At 48.4% G+C, this 733-nt stretch carries 1 protein-coding gene; it reads right to left on the bottom strand.

Going from position 1 to position 733, the window contains the following annotated elements; all coding sequences use genetic code 11:
* Window positions 1-682, bottom strand: a 682-nt coding sequence (locus tag R7Z50_RS27025; RefSeq protein WP_411979523.1) for a COG3650 family protein, incomplete at its 3' end; no start/stop codon positions are given.
* Window positions 683-733: the final 51 nt, after the last annotated feature.

The following is a 733-nucleotide window of genomic DNA, read 5'->3' as shown; positions in this document are numbered from 1 at the left end:
TGCCACACCCTTGGTAAGTGTTTCCATCGTGTTTGAGTGTTGCTTTCCAGCCATATAAAGAGTCGCTCATGGTGTCTGAACAGAGGTTTTCCGTCATGCGTAGTTCACCATCATCAAGCCTATAAGTGCGTTGGCGCGGCTGCAGTTGACTGCTTTGAATAGGCAGCATTTCGGTGGTTTTTCCCATCTGTTGGAACTTAAGCGCATTGGCTTCAAAACTGGCTGCCCAAGACGGCTCGTTGCCAAATACACGCGTCGGTTTTTGCGGTTGGCTGCAACGATTTGGGTTTTCGGTAGTGAGGAAGTTCACTTGCTCAACCACAAAGTTGGCGTCGAAATCCGCAGAGAAACCATCAATGCCCGGAGGATTAAGATGACCGATGACTTCGCCATACATGGTTTGGTACGGTTCATTGCCGAGCTTAATGGCGCGTTGAATTTGTTGAGGTGACAGTTGCAACCAATATTGTTTGTCGCTGCCGCAAGGCATGATGTACTGGCTTTCATGGCCGATGATTACTTTGCCGCGCAACATAAAAGTTTGAGGTTGAATGGTTTCAGGCTTATCTAATGATGCTGGTGGAGAGGTTGGTGTTTCCGCGCCAGATTGTGGCGGTTGCGAACTACATGCTTGCAGAACCAACAGAGTGGCGAGTGCCACTGGGTTTTTCAAAGCCTTCATGTTATATCTTCCTCATTATTGTTACTCAATCGGCATCGGATGGCAGATCGG

The sequence above is a fragment of the Vibrio sp. 1249-1 genome (assembly GCF_033340495.1).
Note: the sequence above shows the minus strand (reverse complement) of the source record. Positions and strands in the feature narration are given on the sequence as shown.